A 15,017-nucleotide genomic window follows, 5' to 3' on the forward strand; every position below is an offset into this window, starting at 1 on the left:
TGTAAAATTCACCTAATTATTACATTGAATTTTAGACATAAAAAAGAGACAATATCCAGGCTTTCGCTTTCGATATTGTCTCTTTTTTATGGGAAAATCAACCAATTAGTTTGTAACTGTACGCGTGTCCCACCACATTTTTTTACCCCAGAAATTGTCTTTTATTTCTGCAATAAATGAAGCACTATTACCCGCATTTAAAGTGGTTTCTGTGGGTGGATAAGGATAACGGAACGGTGGGCGGGTATGTCCCGTGAAAGGTGAACCCGTCGCAGCCGGCATTACAGGGATGTCTGTGCGTCTGGATTCTGCCCAAGCCTCGTTGCCGTTTTTGTAAAGAGACAGCCATTTTTGGGTGTACAATTTGGTTGTCGTATTATCCCATTTCACATCCGAACCGGTAAGATACGTACTGATGACAGTTGCGTCCGTAATTCCATTTTCGTTGAGTGAAGCAGTTATACCTGAATTATACAAAGTTTCGGCAGTACCGGCGCCTGTCTTCCAGCCTTTTTGAGCAGCTTCCGCCAGGATGAAAAGTACTTCGCTGTACCGCATCATAGGTGAAAATCCTGTTGGGTCTTCACGGAATTTCGGGCCAATTCTTGAATAAAGAGAGATCACAGGAGAAGTTGGCGGGCCAATTTCCACACCTCTGTATTCGCCGTCGCTTGGTGCTGGTTTAGCATAAACTGCCAAACGTGGATCTTTTAGTTGTTTAAGGGAATTGATCAAAATATTACTTGGACCATGATCGTCACGCGTCATAAAGTTAGCGTTCCATGGTTCAATGTAAGGGCTTGATCCTGTCCATTTGAAAAACGCATTGTCCGTGTTCGCGGCCAGTACCGGATAGGTTGCAGGTGCAGACGTAATCTCTTCAATAATTGGTTTGGCGGTAGCAGGACTAACATTCGAGATTCTGATCGCAACACGCAGTCTTAACGAGTTGCAAAGTTTTTGCCATTTTTTTACATCCCCGCCATAAAGCAAATCTCCTTCTCCCAAAACGTCTGTTCCACCTGCTGCATATAAATCAGCAGCTGTTTTTAACTGGGTGACAATGGCAGGATAAATGGTTTCCTGCGTATCATATTTTGGAGTAATAAAACCTGCATCACCTTTGAAAGCTTCGGTAAACGGAACATCCCTCCAACGATCGGTTGCAATCTGCAAAATGAAGGCCTGTAAGGTTAAACCTGTTGCTTTCATGTTTTTTGAGCCGGTTTTGTCTGCCTGGTCAATGATCGCCTGGGCATTTTTCAGGTCGCGGTAAATAACAGTCCAAAGCGTATTGATGTTCGTTGAGGTAAACATGTACCGCGAATCATCAATATATTGCAGTTTTCCCAAATGTCCAGCATAGGTTGAAGGCTCATTCATATCACCAATGACGCCAAAATAATTCATGTTGAAATCGCTAAGCACATAAGCCAGCACATTGGTAATAGGTGCCTGAACCGGGCTATTGGGATTTGTATTTATTTTCTCAAAATCGTCGGTACACGACTGCCCGGTGAATGCCAGGAAAATAAGTATGAGTAAACAGGTTGATATATTTTTCATATGGATCAGAATTTCACATTTAATTTAACACCTATACTTCTGTTGGAAGGAATCTGGTATTGTTCGATTCCTAACCCGTCATTTCCAACCCCAAATCCGGTTTCAGGATCAATGTGGGCAACGTTACTTTTCGAAGTGTAAAGCAAGGCCACGTTACGGGCAAACAGAGAAATACCCGCTCCTTTAAGCCATGGATATTTGGAAGTGAAAGCAGAAGGCAGTTGATAACCCAATTCAATCTGGCGTAGTTTTACAAAACTTCCGTCAACGATTGCAGTTTCGCGACCGCCCCACAGACTTTGGAAATAATCTCTCGCACCCACACGTATGGTGTTAGGCGTTCCGTCTGCCATGGTTACTTTTTCATTTTTAAGCACGTCTTGTCCTACAACTAAACCGTTTTCACGAATACCGCCTGCTACCGTTGGAGCAGTTACGCCGGATTGTAAACCGAACCATTGTGTCACGCTGAATACGTCGCCGCCTTTTCTCATATCCAACAAAAAGTTGAAATTGAAATTTTTGTAAGTAAAGCTGTTGGTAATACCACCAACCCAGTCAGGCATCACATTTCCCACTGCCGTTGGTGTAGAATTGTAAGTTGGTAAACCGTTGCTCCCGACTATGATTGCACCGGTTGAAGCATCTCTGGCGAAAGTTGATCCTCTCATCACACCATATGCCTGGCCGGGAACCGCATCCACAGTAAGTCCCCAAACCGAAGTGATCGTATAAGCTTCCAGTTTCTGGCCTGTTGTCGGATCCTGATAAAGCTCGTTGACCATACTTTTATTTTTGGCCCAGTTGGCACTGATATCCCAGTTAAATCCACCTGGGTTGCGGATGATTCCGGCAGTTAATTGTAGTTCAATTCCTTTATTCTGGATTTCACCTGCGTTAAGCTGCATCGCGCTATAACCGGAAGCTCCGGAAATATTCACCTGCATGATCTGGTTGGTTGTGATTTTGTTGTAATACGTTGCATCCAGACCAATGCGACGGTTCAGGAATTGTAGTTCAAAACCAACTTCTGTACTTTTTGCTTTTTCCGGTTTCAGATTAAGTGGAGGTAAGGTGCTTGAAATACTGTAAAGTGTGACACCATTAAAAGCGGTAGCGTTAGCAGGGGTAGCATTAGCAATGTACGTGGATTGCAATTGATAAGGACTTCCACCGTTACCAACACTGGCCCAGCTTGCGCGAAGTTTACCAAAACTTAATATTTCAGAGTTCACCGGAATCACGTTTGTGAACACCCAGCTAAGACTTGCCGAAGGATAAAAATATGACCAGTTTCCTCTTGGCAATGTAGAACTCCAGTCATTTCTTGCAGTCAAATCCAGGTAAAGATAATCTTTGTAACCCAGTGAAGCTTGTCCGTACACACTGTTGGTTCTCAGCTTGTTGGTGGTCATTGCTGTTGTTGGGCTGCCTTTTGCATTACTGATCGTAAACAAATCGGGAACGGTTAACTGTGCTGCGCCAAGTGAGCTGTAATTGTAGTTGTAGTTGCGATAATTGGCTCCTGCTGTGTAACTTAGTGTAAGATCTTTTGTCACATTTCCATGACCTGTAAGGATAAGATCAGCATTTATTTCATTGATATTATATTTTGATTCAGTGAATTTTCCACCGCCCCAGGTTTTGTCGGCCATACTTGTCAAGGTTTCGTTCGACTTGTTATGGATGATTTCCTTACGCTGCTCAGCCGACCAGTCTGTTCCGATTCTGGCCATAGCGCTTAGCCATTCACCAAATTTATACGTAGCACTAACATTGCCAAAAACGCGGTCTTTATAGCGTGAATGTGTATTGTTATTTACATTGAAATAAGGGTTATCATGGAAATTGTTGTTCCAGTTGTAAGGCATACCGTTGGCAAAAGTTTCGTTGGAATGCGCTTTAAGATCTGCCATATCAACTTGGCGGCCAAACCAGCCACCGATGGATTGCATTGGATTATTTGAATGATATCCCTGACCAACCAAGTTGTCATTTGCAGTACGCACATAATTAATCAATGCGTTTGTTTTTAGTCTTTTAGTGATATTCTGCGTAGTATTCAGCTGGATTGTGTAACGTTTTTGATCCGTGTTTGGGATAGTACCAATCTGTTTTTGCTGACCAAATGACAAACGCGTATCTCCGGTCTCAGAGCTGGAAGCAATCGCTACTGAATTATCGATGGTGTAACCGGTCTGGAAGAAATCTTTCACGTTATTTGGATGTGAAACCCAGGGTGTTGCCGTACGGTTTCCGTTAGCATCCAGCGGACTGTTATACTGCGGAATAAGAAGACCTGCGTCCAGTCTCGGTCCCCAGCTTTCATCAACACCATCGTTGATCCCATTACCTAAACCGTCCTTGTAAGTGAAACCTGTTGAGGTCGCGTAATCCTGATAAGACAGGCTGCCCCCATTTTTTTTCCACATGTACTCTTCTCCATATACGCCTTGCCCGTACTGGTTCTGATACTTGGGAAAAATGTAAGGTTTCTCGTAAGAAAATCCTCCTGAATAACTTACCGAAGTTCCTTTGCCACTGCCTTTTCCATTTTTAGTTGTGATCAGAATTACACCATTTGCTGCCTGATAACCGTATAAAGCCGCGGCGTTTGCACCTTTCAGTACCGACATGGAAGCGATATTGTTCGGATCAATTTCAGCGACTGCATTTCCATAATCCACGCCACCACCTGAGGATGTGTTTGTTGAGAAATTGCTGATCGGAACACCGTCAACAACAAAGAGAGGCTGGTTATTTCCAAAGGAGTTATTACCCCGTAAAACGATTCTTGTACCAGATCCAACCGCGCCGCTACCTGCTGTAATTTGTACACCGGCCACTTTTCCTGAAAGTGAATTTAACACGTTCTGCTCGTTACTGCGTGTAAGTTCGGCTCCTTTTACCTCTTGTATGGAGTAACCAAGTGATTTTTTTTCTCTGGTAACTCCAAGGGCCGTTACCACTACTTCGTTAAGAAGTCTGTGATCGGCAACCAATGTCATGTTGATTATACTTTTTCCGGCTACCTGGATTTCCTGCGTTACATAGCCAATAAAACTGACAATCAGCGTGCTGTTTTCGGAAGCTTTTAAACGAAATTTTCCATTTTCATCCGTCGTAGTACCGCTGTTTACGTCTCCTTTCACCATCACGGATGCACCTGGCAGTGGGCTGCCGTCTTCTTTGGAAGTAATCACACCGGAGATTTCAATTTCCGCTGTCCTGGAAATCTGCCTTGCACGTTCTGCCCTGGCGGTATTATTTGCCGGGAGACAAAAAAATACGGCTCCCGCGACCAGCATGGTACGCATGGTAAATTTTAAGATAGGTCGTTTCATACTTATTGTAGATAGGTTTTGATAATTAAATCCATGAAAATATTTGACCGTCCGGGAAATCTTCGGGCAGTAAGTCAGAAATCAGTAATGAAACCCAGTTTTAGTTCAACCGATATTGAGCCGGACAGATTTTGGGATAACCAAAGGATTGTTCATATAGCGTCGGTTAGGTGCACTTATGCCTTAATAATAGGATGGAGTTATTATTTGTAAAATTACTTGTCGCTAATTGTAAATTCTTCGTGGTAATTGCCGGATAGTTTACCAATATTATCTTTCTGTTTAACTAATTTTGGTAAATCTGGATTATGTAGTGATTTCTATGGAGTATTTTTCAAATAGACGAATTATAATGCCTCAAAAATATTTGATGCAGTTTAATAATTTGAAGAGCGGCTGTTGATATCTGTATTCTTGTGATTTGAGTTTGGGCGTTGTGTTATTGATTACAACTCTGTCTTATTGAAGTTGGTGGCTGGCGGCGTTTTGAAAATATACCAGCGTTGTGGTGCACTATATCATTTTATCCTTTAAATCCTTATACCTGGATCTCCCCACTGGCAGGATTTCTCCGGTTTTGAGCAAAAGGCCGTAACGTCCGCCGGGCTGTATCAGAATCCGCTCCGCCTGGGCAAGTGAAATAAGATACGATTTGTGAATGCGTTCAAAGGTATCCGGCAGTAATTGTTGCAGTTTTTCGAGCGATTTGTCATGCAGTTCCTGTTTTCCGTTTTGGAGGTGCAATTCACTGTAAATCCCAGCGCCTTTAATATAATGCAACTCGCTTATATCAATAAGCCGTACCGTGCCGGCTTTTTTTACAGCAAGAAATTTGATATTTCTTTCGACACCTTTTGTGGGGATGGAAATCCGCTTGAAAGCCATTTCTAATCGGGCCTGATCAAAAGGTTTAGGGACAAAATCAAGCACGCCATAAGTGAAAGCCGTGATCGCTTTATCTGTATAAGCTGAAACGATAATCGTATGAAAGGATCCGGCTACAACAGATTCGAGCAAGTTAAACCCATTTTGGCCATTTAGATTTAAATCGAGCAATAAAAGGTCAATCGGTTGATTTTCAATATAGTCAATGCCTTTTTGTAATGAATCACAAATAACAAGAACCGAAAGGTTTTCTTCAAAAAAACTCCGTGTTATCCGTTCCAGTCTGTTGGCTATTCTGGCTTCATCTTCAATAATCAATACCCTCATTTGTAATAAAGCTTAATAGTGGATAGCCATCCTGTGGGGGAGGCTTCTGAGGAAAATTCCCAGTTGTCTCCATAACTTTCGCTCAAACGTGCCTGAATATAGCGGAAACCCGTTCCGCCTTTGCCATGCCTGGACGGTATTCGGTTTTCAGCAATTGTTTCAAAGGTATATTGCCGGTAAATATTAGTTTTCACGAAACGTAAACTGAACCGGATTCCGCAGTCAGCGATTGGAATACTATGCGTTATACCATTTTCCAAAATTGTATGAATAAGCGCGGGAGGAATAAATTCAGCTTCATCAATCCCGAATTCTTCCCATTGGTAATTAATTTCTTTTCGGAACTGCATGACGGTAAGGTGGACTTTGCAGAGTTCTATTTCCTGTCTGACCGGAATAAGTACCGCTTCCGAAATGGTATTCATGATGTCAAATTCTGCGGCCAAAGCATGGATAAATTTAGCGCCTTCTTTGGGCGATTCTTCCACCCAGTCGATCAGTGACGTAAGTGTATTTTTAAGAAAATGCGGCTGAATATTCTTTTTAACCAGTTCGAGCTGCAATCTTGAAGAAAGAAGCATTGAGGAATGGTATTCATCCTCAATGACCCTGCTGCGAATGGTATGCAGGTAAAGCATACACAATACGATGATCGTAAAACCGATAAACAAACCAAAATCATAAACCAGATACTTATTGACCACAATGCTACACAGCAGCCCGGCCAGCACCAGAACCGCACCTTTTTCTTTTTGCCGGATCGCCGTAAGTACCACCATCGTCGAGGAAATCAACATACATATGCTATATAACTGAGCGCTGTAGTCGTAATGACGGTAATTAAAAACGTAGATGGCAATCAGAGAAATACTTAAAATTCCAAGCAACACTTTTTTTCTTTTGAAATTAAACTGAATGGTAAAATAAAAAGGTACCAGCACGGCAATGATCATTGTTAAAATACCAATGGCTTCCAGTCTGATAAAAAATTGGGTGTAAGGAATGTCTATATAAAACTTTATGAATTCAAGAATCAAGAGCGCGAAAAAAAGCAGACAAATCATGGCAAAGATCAGGGTCGTCCACTGCCGCTTGCTGCTGTTAAAATATAAAAAGAAATAATATAGGGAAGCGATCAGAAAAGCGCCGGACATCAGATTCATCAGCGAGGTTATGATCAGCGGCTGTGTTAATAAATCTTTGTACAGATCCATTTTTACATAGATCCCGCGCTGTTCTTTTGTCAGATAAGATTGTGACGCCCGGAAGGAAACAACGTGCATTCCCGCTCTGGATAAAGAATCTGGCAAACTGAAATATGTAATTTCTGTGCCCGGTATTTCGGGCGTGTTTTTGTCAGAAACTTTACCGTTAGTACCAATAAACACGCCGTCCCAATATATTTCGAAGGCTCCAAAAGCATTTACCTGCACACCCGGCATCGCCGCCGGATTTTCCAGGATTTTTATCCGTGTCCTGATCCAGAAAACAGAATCTGCACTTGATGTTTGGCGGGTCGCCCAAGCCGAGTCATCATAATTTTTATTAGCCCATAAGATACTGTCACCGTTTTGATACAAAACCGGATATTCCTCATAAACCACATCGGATTTACAGGAAATAAAAAAAGGCAGAATGGCTAAAAGAAAAAAGAGGCGTTGCATAAGGCAAAGGTAACAGGAAGATAAATCACAAAAGTGCATTTCAAAAGGATATAATGCTGTTGAAATGTTTTTTGATTTCGCACTGGCCTTCACATACTAAACTTGCTCCATGAAAAAACGATATACTCTTTGCTTATTTCTCTATTTGTGCTGTCTGGAAGGTATGGCGCAGCAGTCTGTTGTTACAAAAACTCCGGGCTCCATTTTTGGCTTTGCAGTGGATTCACTGGTAAAAACTCCCTTGCCCTTTGTGACAGTCAGTATAAAAGATCAGTCCTCAAAAATCCTTACCGCCTCGGTAACGGATGAAAAAGGTTATTTTGAACTGGTAAATACTGAGGAAGGTGATGTGGTAATCCAGCTGAGTTTTGTCGGATATAAAACGTTTACAAAATCTTTAAGAATAACAGCTTCTTCCAAATCCGTCGATGCGGGTACCATCAAGATGCAACAGGATCTGATTCAGTTGAAAGAAGTTGCTGTAACAGGACAAAAGGCATCGGTTAGTCTGGAACTTGACAAAAAGATTTTTGAAGTAGGAAAAGATATTTTGTCGCAGACCGGTTCGGCGACGGAACTTTTGAATGGCGTTCCTTCTGTGAGTGTTGGTCCATCGGGTGCCATAAGTTTACGTGGCAACAGCAATGTTTTGATTCTGATTAATGGCCGGCGCAGCGGACTTACTCAGGCGAATGCCCTGGAACAGATTCCGGCAGATCAGATTGAGCGGGTTGAAGTGATCACAAATCCGTCGTCCCGATACGATGCGGCGGGTTCAGCGGGAATTATCAATCTTATTTTAAAGAAAAACAGAAAAGCAGGTTTTAATGGACAATTGCGGCTGGTTGGTGGTATGCCTAATGATAACAGAATAAGCCCGAGTCTTAATTTTAAATCAGATAAAGTGAATCTGTTCGCAACGCTGGGCATCCGGTTTTCAGATTATGTCGGCCTTTATAAAACCAGACAATTTACAGAAGATAATGAAGTGAGTACTTTTTTAAATCAACGGCAGGACGAGAAACGGCATGACGATGGAAGGCTTGTGTACGTTGGGGCTGATTATCTTTTAAATAACAAGAATACGATTACAGCCGCTTTCTTTAAAAATGCCACAAATGATCATGATAAAACCGCGCTGCGATACGACTATTCCAACATAACGAAAACCGACAGTACGTTGCTTCGAAACGGAGAATCCTGGGAAAAGCGAGACTACAACCAGCTGGAATTTAACTATACAAAACTTTTCAGCAAGCCGGGAAAAAAGTATACGGTTGACATGCAGTATGATTTCTGGAATAGTGATAAGGATTGGAATCTGTCAACAAAAAAGTTATTCCCAGCTGAGCAAACGCTTGCTGCTATCCGTACAGGTTCAATCGGTTCAAGCAAGGATTTTTTGCTGCAAACAGATCTGGTTCAGCCACTGGATAGTAATGCGGTACTGGAATTTGGACTGAAAGCAGAGAAAAGAAATGTAACCTCATTGTTTAAAGCAGAGCAGCAAATTGATGACCATTGGGATATTATCGAAAATATTGATAACGAGCTGACCTATGATGAACTGATAGGAAGCGGATATATTCAATTGAAAAGTAAAGTGGGGAATTTAGCATACCAGCTGGGTATGCGGACGGAGTATACCAGGATTGAAATTCAGGATAGAGATCATATTTATGACCGGTCGCGAAATTATACCCGTTTTTTTCCAACGGTGAACCTGACATACCAGCTTGCCTCAGGTGCAACTTTTCAGGCAAATTACAGCAAAAGAATAAACCGGCCTTCGCTTAATCTTTTGTATCCGTTCAATGAGCTGACCGACTTTAATTCCCGCTATGTCGGCAATCCAGAGCTGAATCCTTCTTATGCGGATGTGTTTGAATTTGGATTTTTAAAAGCCGGTAATGGGCTGACTATAAATCCGTCCGTTTATTATCAAAACAATTCGGGTATCATTCAGGATTATACTTTCAGAAACCAGCAGGGAATATTCATCACTTCTCCTGTCAATATTGACCGTGAAATCCGCAGTGGATTTGAACTATCGGTTTTGTACAATCCGCTGAAAAGTTTACAGCTTAATGCAGAATTGAATGCGTACAGATTCAAACAAAAAGGGTGGTATCAGGAGCATAATTTTGATTATTCAGGTAATGCTTTAACCAGCCGCATCAGTGCACAGCTCAAACTTGACCATCAGCTCAGTTTTCAGTTCCGCTACAATTTTACAGGCGCCCAAAGCAATGCCCAAAGACATACTGCCGCAATACATTATATTGATTTTGGGATAAGTAAAAACTTGTTAAAAAACGCAGCAACGGTTGTTTTCGATGTTACAAACCTGTTCAATCTGCGCAACTATAAAACCACCACGACAGGAAACGACTACTTACAAACCCAAATAAACCGGCCGAACGCTGCGCGTTACAGATTAACGTTTTTATATAGGTTGAATGGTAAGGGAAACCAGGCGGTAAGGCAGGCAAAGAGAGGAAATCGGGAGTAGGTTAATGGTCGTTTTTAAATGTAAACAAATTTGTTTGCTTTTAATACAGGGAAAAGACGTTTGAAAAATATAAAGGAGTTCATCCGGGAATTGTTCTTGAACTGGAATTGAAAAAGCGATCGCTAAAACAGCGGCCCATTGCGCTGTCGATTGCAGAACATCCGCAAACTTTCAATGCCATCACCAAGGGAAAGCGAAATCGGAATACTCCGCTTGCTCTGAAAATTGAAAAGGAGTTGTAGTTGGAGGAAAGGGCGTTGGTCTTTTTGCAGGCTTATTACGATATAAAAGAAGAAAAGAACAAACAGGGCAATACTACTCCGGATCTATCTCTGTTAAGACAATCCCTTTTCCGGATATTGATATCAACCGGATTGATCGGTCACGCAATATATTACCGTAATTGAGAGCGTATTTGAGCGCGGAAATAGTGAGGAGAAAGATGAGATAACCCGTTTTTATGGTGAAGCGAAAGTGCAATCGGTACTTATGGCTCAGCAAAGAAAGCTTCCTTTAATCAATCGGAAAAAACTGTAAATGGTTACATTATACTACAATACCGTAAGTCATGACAAAGATCTGATCATTCATAATTTTATAGATTTCGATAAGGCGGACAACGACTTCGATCCAATTTGTTTGAGAGGGAAATACCGGGAGTTTATAAAAGAAGATATTGAAGAGGCAGTTGCGAAGTTTGTGAACAACATTTGAGCCTAAAAATTTCCTCAAACCTGTTAGCCTGGTAAATAATTGAGGAAATATTTGTTAATGGAATAGTATTTGCAGTCTCCCTTAAAAAACTAAAAACCGATGAAACAGGAAGACATAAAAACAACGGCAAGAATAATTCTGGGAGCAGGTTTAGTATTTGCAGGAATAAGCCATCTCACATTTGCAAGAAAGGAATTCCGGGCACAGGTGCCGGATCTGATTCCACTCAAAAAGGATGATACGGTTGTCTATTCTGGTATAGCAGAAATCGCCATGGGAAGTGCTTTGATTCTCGCGAATAAAAAACATAAGGAAACAGTCGGAAAAGTTGCTGCTGCTTTTTTTACTGCTGTCTTTCCTGGCAATATTGCGCAGCTGGTTAATAAAAGAAGCGCTTTCGGTTTGGATACGGATGGGAAGCGTTTCGCGCGATTATTTTTTCAGCCGGTTCTGGTTTATTGGGCACTTAAAAGTACAGGTAAGTGCAATAAGTAGTTGTTTGTATCAGGAATTTTTACTTTAAAAGGATTTTTGGCCGCAAAATTAAATATCATCTGCATCATATAGTGATTGGCGGAAATGGGTTTCAAGTCTTGTTTAATTTGATGAAAACCTTTTTTAATATCACTATTTTGTACATATCCAATGCCTGTCAGCCGTCCTTTTTCTACCCAGATACAGCTTTCCTCATTTTCATTTCTGCCGGTATCAAAAATCACAAAACCGGGAAGACTTTCTTTAAAACTGTTTAGGGCAGCAGTCACGGAATCATTATATTGTTTTGCAGACATTGATTGAAAATCGGTACCGATCTGCCCGGGTTCCGGTGAATCTGTACTGAATAAGGGATAATACCCATAAGAACATTTACCCGGATTGAGACTGAAATCCATGACCAGCTTACGTAACATCCTGATTCCGTCCGCTTCTCTGTCAAAGATGTGTATACCCTTCTGGTATTTGCTGTGTTTTCCGATCACGAGCCTTAGAAAACCTTCTCCGTCTTCGTAAGAATATAAGGCAAACCTGGATTCTGGCCGTTTTAAAGCGCGGTTGTAAAGCGGCCAAAGCCGCTGGATTTCGGCTGCCTCCAGGATCAGCGCCATCAGCTCATTGCCGCAGGCTTCAAAGCTGATAGAAAAGATATTTCTTAGAAATTGCTGGCGCTGCTGATTGGGGTTGTGGCCCGTAAAATGCTGGCTTACCCTTTTTTTAATGTCAAGGGCCTTGCCAACATAGATTTCCTTTCCTGACTGATCTTTGAAATAATAAATGCCAGGGCAGGAGGGTAACGCCATAAAATTATCCTTGGCAAGATTGGGAGGAAGCTGCTGTTCCCTGGACGTTTTTTTGAGCATCGCCTGAATATCGCCCCGGATATCCCAGTTTATGAGCTTTTCAAAAAGTATAGCGGTCGCATCTGCATCTCCGCCTGCACGATGACGGTTTTGTATAGGAATGCCCAGTGCATCACACAGTTTGCCAAGGCTGTATGAACGCAGTCCCGGTTTGATCTTTCTGCTAAGACGTACCGTGCAAAGTTTAGGTGTATTGAGTTCATAGCCAGCCAGATGAAGGTGGTGTTTTACAAAGGAATAATCAAAATTCACATTGTGGGCAACAAAAATACATCCGGAAAGAATCTGGTAAATTTGAGCGGCCTTCTGGCTGAATGCCGGACTGTCCTTAATCATTTCATGATTAATACCTGTCAGTGATTGTATCGATAAGGGGATGGGCAAGCCTGGATTCAACAGCGTTTCATAGCTGTCAATAACTGAGATACCGTCATGGATCCGGATGGCAATTTCGGTTATGCCGCTTGCGGAGGCAAATGATCCTGTCGTTTCAATATCTACGATAGCATAATTCATTTTTTGATTTTTTAGGACGCTGATCCTGTCTGGAATCAAGCCATTTTTACAAACCGCACTTGTTATATTTTGAATTATATGTGCTTCTGTTGACTTTTGGCTGATGTGTTTAAAACGTCTCTGCCAGCTGCGCAAAGCCGATGTAGTCTGAATAAATAAAATCTACAATGGCATCAATTTGTTTTGATTTCATCTTTTTTTGCTCGAATCTGTTTTCAAGGACCGCTTCTGTATCTTGTCTGCTGAGAATGATTTCTTTTTCAAAACAGACCTGATCTGCATCCAGGTCAAAGAGTTGCAGGTGAATAGGGAGTTTTTCCATATCGGGCCAAATGCCAATCTTTCTAAAATTAACCGGGACGGCAAGCACTTGCCCAGGCTGGCTTAGTTTAAAGATAAGAATGGGGATATCGCATAAAGAGCGCACTTCAAAACTGACATCGGCAGGAAAGTCACCATCCGGCTGATGCTGTTTGCGGAAGATTCTTATCACTACTTTTTTTTCGCCGGAATTATTTTGATCGTTTCCATCATTTAAAATGCACTTTGAAATTAATTTTTACTGATCTGCGGCTTAAATTTTTAAATGTAAAAGTCTGACAGACAGCTTTAATCACATAAATGATACTATTAATATCATTTATGTGATTTATTTAGTATCAATGATAAGGGAAATTCTTTTAAATGGCAAATAATCATTATCCGCATAAATCTTTTTTCAAGCCTTCAAGTCAAATTTTACTTTCAGGATTTAAGTGGCATCTACAAAGTGCTGTCACCTATTTTAATTTCAGGTCTTTTCGCACCTTATCAAAATAAATATTTTTGAAACCTAACTTTTCAAATTCTTTTAAATCCTGGGCCAGATTTTCTTTGAATCGGCGTTTATCAGGCAATTTTTCGTTTTTATGCGCGCGGTAAATTTCGATGGCCGGATCAAACTGGCCCGTTAAAAGATAATAGTTTCCAAGATTTGCAAGCAGATATAAGTCCTGTGAGTCCTTGCCCAGGCCCAGCGTGATATTTCTCTTTGCTTCTTCATTTTGCCGTTGGCATAACAGATTAAAAGCCAATCCATTGTAGACCTGCGGAGTTGTTACGCCGAGTGAAATCAGCTCATTGTACGAAACATTAAGTCCTGAAAAGTCTTTTGTAATCTTTTGTCCCTTAATTAATTGAAAGATTTCTTTTATACGGTCTTCTTTATCCGGGAAACCGAAGGAACCCATTTTTTTTGTACAGCTTTTGATGTTGTCTTTGATGATCTTATCCTTATCCGGACTTGAAAGGCTGACAAATGCGGAAGGAATATAATTGATTTTGATCTGATCTTTTGTGCAGTCGCATATCCTTTCGCTGGAAGCGTCCTGAATGCTGAATTTTGCCAGGCAATCATTATAAAGTGATTCCGTATTTTTTGAAGACCAAATCTCCCTGTATTCCTTGCTCGAAACAATCGCAACTACGTCCAGTGAAACGGCGACACCTTCAGTCACACTTGGGTTTCTCAGGCAAAGCGAAAGGTCTTTTCGCACAACAGGGATTTGGAAAACACCGTTTCGGCTGTTTTGCGCGGTGCCTTCCTTATAAAAAACAGGAGCATTAAAGCTATACATTCCTACAAGATCGGTTTTCTCAAATTGTTTTAAACCGTTATTATCTGTCAGATAAATATCGACCGATCCGCTTCCGGAGGGCTTAATAAGCTGTGCGACAACGTTGGTTACCAAACCGGCCCCGATCAGATTCAGCGCACCATCTGTAATAAGCCGGGCAATCTGCATTTCCAGACCGGAGCTTTGCACACGCTGACCAGCGTTACTTGTAGCAACGGTGGCAAAGGAATAATACCAGGCTACGGTATTAGCCGGAAGCTGTATCGGGATTACCAACCGGTTTTTTCCGCCAAGTCTGGCCTTACTGTTAAGATAAATCGTCTGTCCATTGATCAGGCTTTTTTCCTTTAAAACAGTGGTGGTGGATTGCGCCGGTAAAAGGCAGGAGTTGAAAAATAAAAGAAAAATAAGTAATGTTTTATTCATTTGGTAGTGCTGGATGATCTCACAAAGTGAATCAATATTTTTCATTTTAACAGAAAATATTGATTTTCGCGCTGAAATAAAGCTGATCC

Annotated in this window: 11 protein-coding genes; 4 read left to right on the top strand and 7 right to left on the bottom strand. The window is 41.5% G+C overall.

From position 1 onward, the window contains the following. Window positions 1-105: 105 nt before the first annotated feature. From FDK13_RS20055 to FDK13_RS20070, 4 genes are all read right to left on the bottom strand, one after another. Window positions 106-1,566: a SusD/RagB family nutrient-binding outer membrane lipoprotein gene (locus FDK13_RS20055; RefSeq protein WP_137341787.1), complete on the bottom strand. Its 1,461-nt coding sequence runs from the start codon at window positions 1,564-1,566 to the stop codon at window positions 106-108. A gap of 5 nt (window positions 1,567-1,571) precedes the next feature. After that, entirely contained in the window at window positions 1,572-4,910 is a 3,339-nt protein-coding gene (locus FDK13_RS20060) for a SusC/RagA family TonB-linked outer membrane protein (RefSeq protein WP_137341788.1), read from the bottom strand. A 513-nt stretch (window positions 4,911-5,423) separates the two neighbouring features. After that, the gene (locus FDK13_RS20065; RefSeq protein WP_137341789.1) at window positions 5,424-6,122 is read right to left on the bottom strand and encodes a LytR/AlgR family response regulator transcription factor; all 699 of its coding nucleotides are present in this window, start codon (window positions 6,120-6,122) and stop codon (window positions 5,424-5,426) included. Continuing rightward, window positions 6,119-7,786 (bottom strand): histidine kinase, encoded by a 1,668-nt coding sequence (locus FDK13_RS20070; protein ID WP_220417393.1) that lies wholly within the window; start codon window positions 7,784-7,786, stop codon window positions 6,119-6,121. Before FDK13_RS20070 ends, FDK13_RS20065 begins: the two co-directional genes overlap by 4 nt. A gap of 109 nt (window positions 7,787-7,895) precedes the next feature. Here FDK13_RS20070 and FDK13_RS20075 point away from each other — a divergent pair, with 109 nt between their 5' ends. The 4 genes from FDK13_RS20075 (at window position 7,896) to FDK13_RS20085 (ending at window position 11,507) form a co-directional block, all read left to right on the top strand. Further along, window positions 7,896-10,298: a TonB-dependent receptor gene (locus FDK13_RS20075; RefSeq protein ID WP_137341791.1), complete on the top strand. Its 2,403-nt coding sequence runs from the start codon at window positions 7,896-7,898 to the stop codon at window positions 10,296-10,298. A gap of 402 nt (window positions 10,299-10,700) precedes the next feature. Continuing rightward, complete coding sequence (locus FDK13_RS36665; RefSeq protein WP_374756107.1) at window positions 10,701-10,835, top strand: DUF6922 domain-containing protein; 135 nt, start codon at window positions 10,701-10,703, stop codon at window positions 10,833-10,835. Next, on the top strand, window positions 10,836-11,012 hold the full coding sequence (locus FDK13_RS35500) for a hypothetical protein (protein WP_170982856.1): 177 nt from the start codon (window positions 10,836-10,838) through the stop codon (window positions 11,010-11,012). Window positions 11,013-11,111: 99 nt separating this feature from the next. Next, a complete protein-coding gene (locus FDK13_RS20085; protein ID WP_137341792.1) occupies window positions 11,112-11,507 on the top strand; it encodes a DoxX family protein in 396 nt (131 codons plus the stop codon). On the opposite strand, the gene FDK13_RS20090 is transcribed toward FDK13_RS20085, so the two are convergent. The 3 genes from FDK13_RS20090 to FDK13_RS20100 all read right to left on the bottom strand — a co-directional run bounded on the left by FDK13_RS20090 (window position 11,468) and on the right by FDK13_RS20100 (window position 14,973). Beyond that, window positions 11,468-12,886 carry an exonuclease domain-containing protein gene (locus FDK13_RS20090; RefSeq protein WP_137341793.1) on the bottom strand — a complete coding sequence of 473 codons (1,419 nt, stop codon included), beginning with the start codon at window positions 12,884-12,886 and terminating at the stop codon, window positions 11,468-11,470. The genes FDK13_RS20085 and FDK13_RS20090 overlap by 40 nt on opposite strands. Before the next feature lie 109 nt (window positions 12,887-12,995). Further along, entirely contained in the window at window positions 12,996-13,379 is a 384-nt protein-coding gene (locus FDK13_RS20095) for a hypothetical protein (RefSeq protein WP_137341794.1), read from the bottom strand. Window positions 13,380-13,665: 286 nt separating this feature from the next. Further along, entirely contained in the window at window positions 13,666-14,973 is a 1,308-nt protein-coding gene (locus tag FDK13_RS20100; RefSeq protein WP_137341795.1) for a tetratricopeptide repeat protein, read from the bottom strand. Window positions 14,974-15,017: the final 44 nt, after the last annotated feature.

It is taken from the genome of Dyadobacter frigoris (genome assembly GCF_005280585.1).
Taxonomy (GTDB): Bacteria; Bacteroidota; Bacteroidia; order Cytophagales; family Spirosomataceae; genus Dyadobacter; species Dyadobacter frigoris.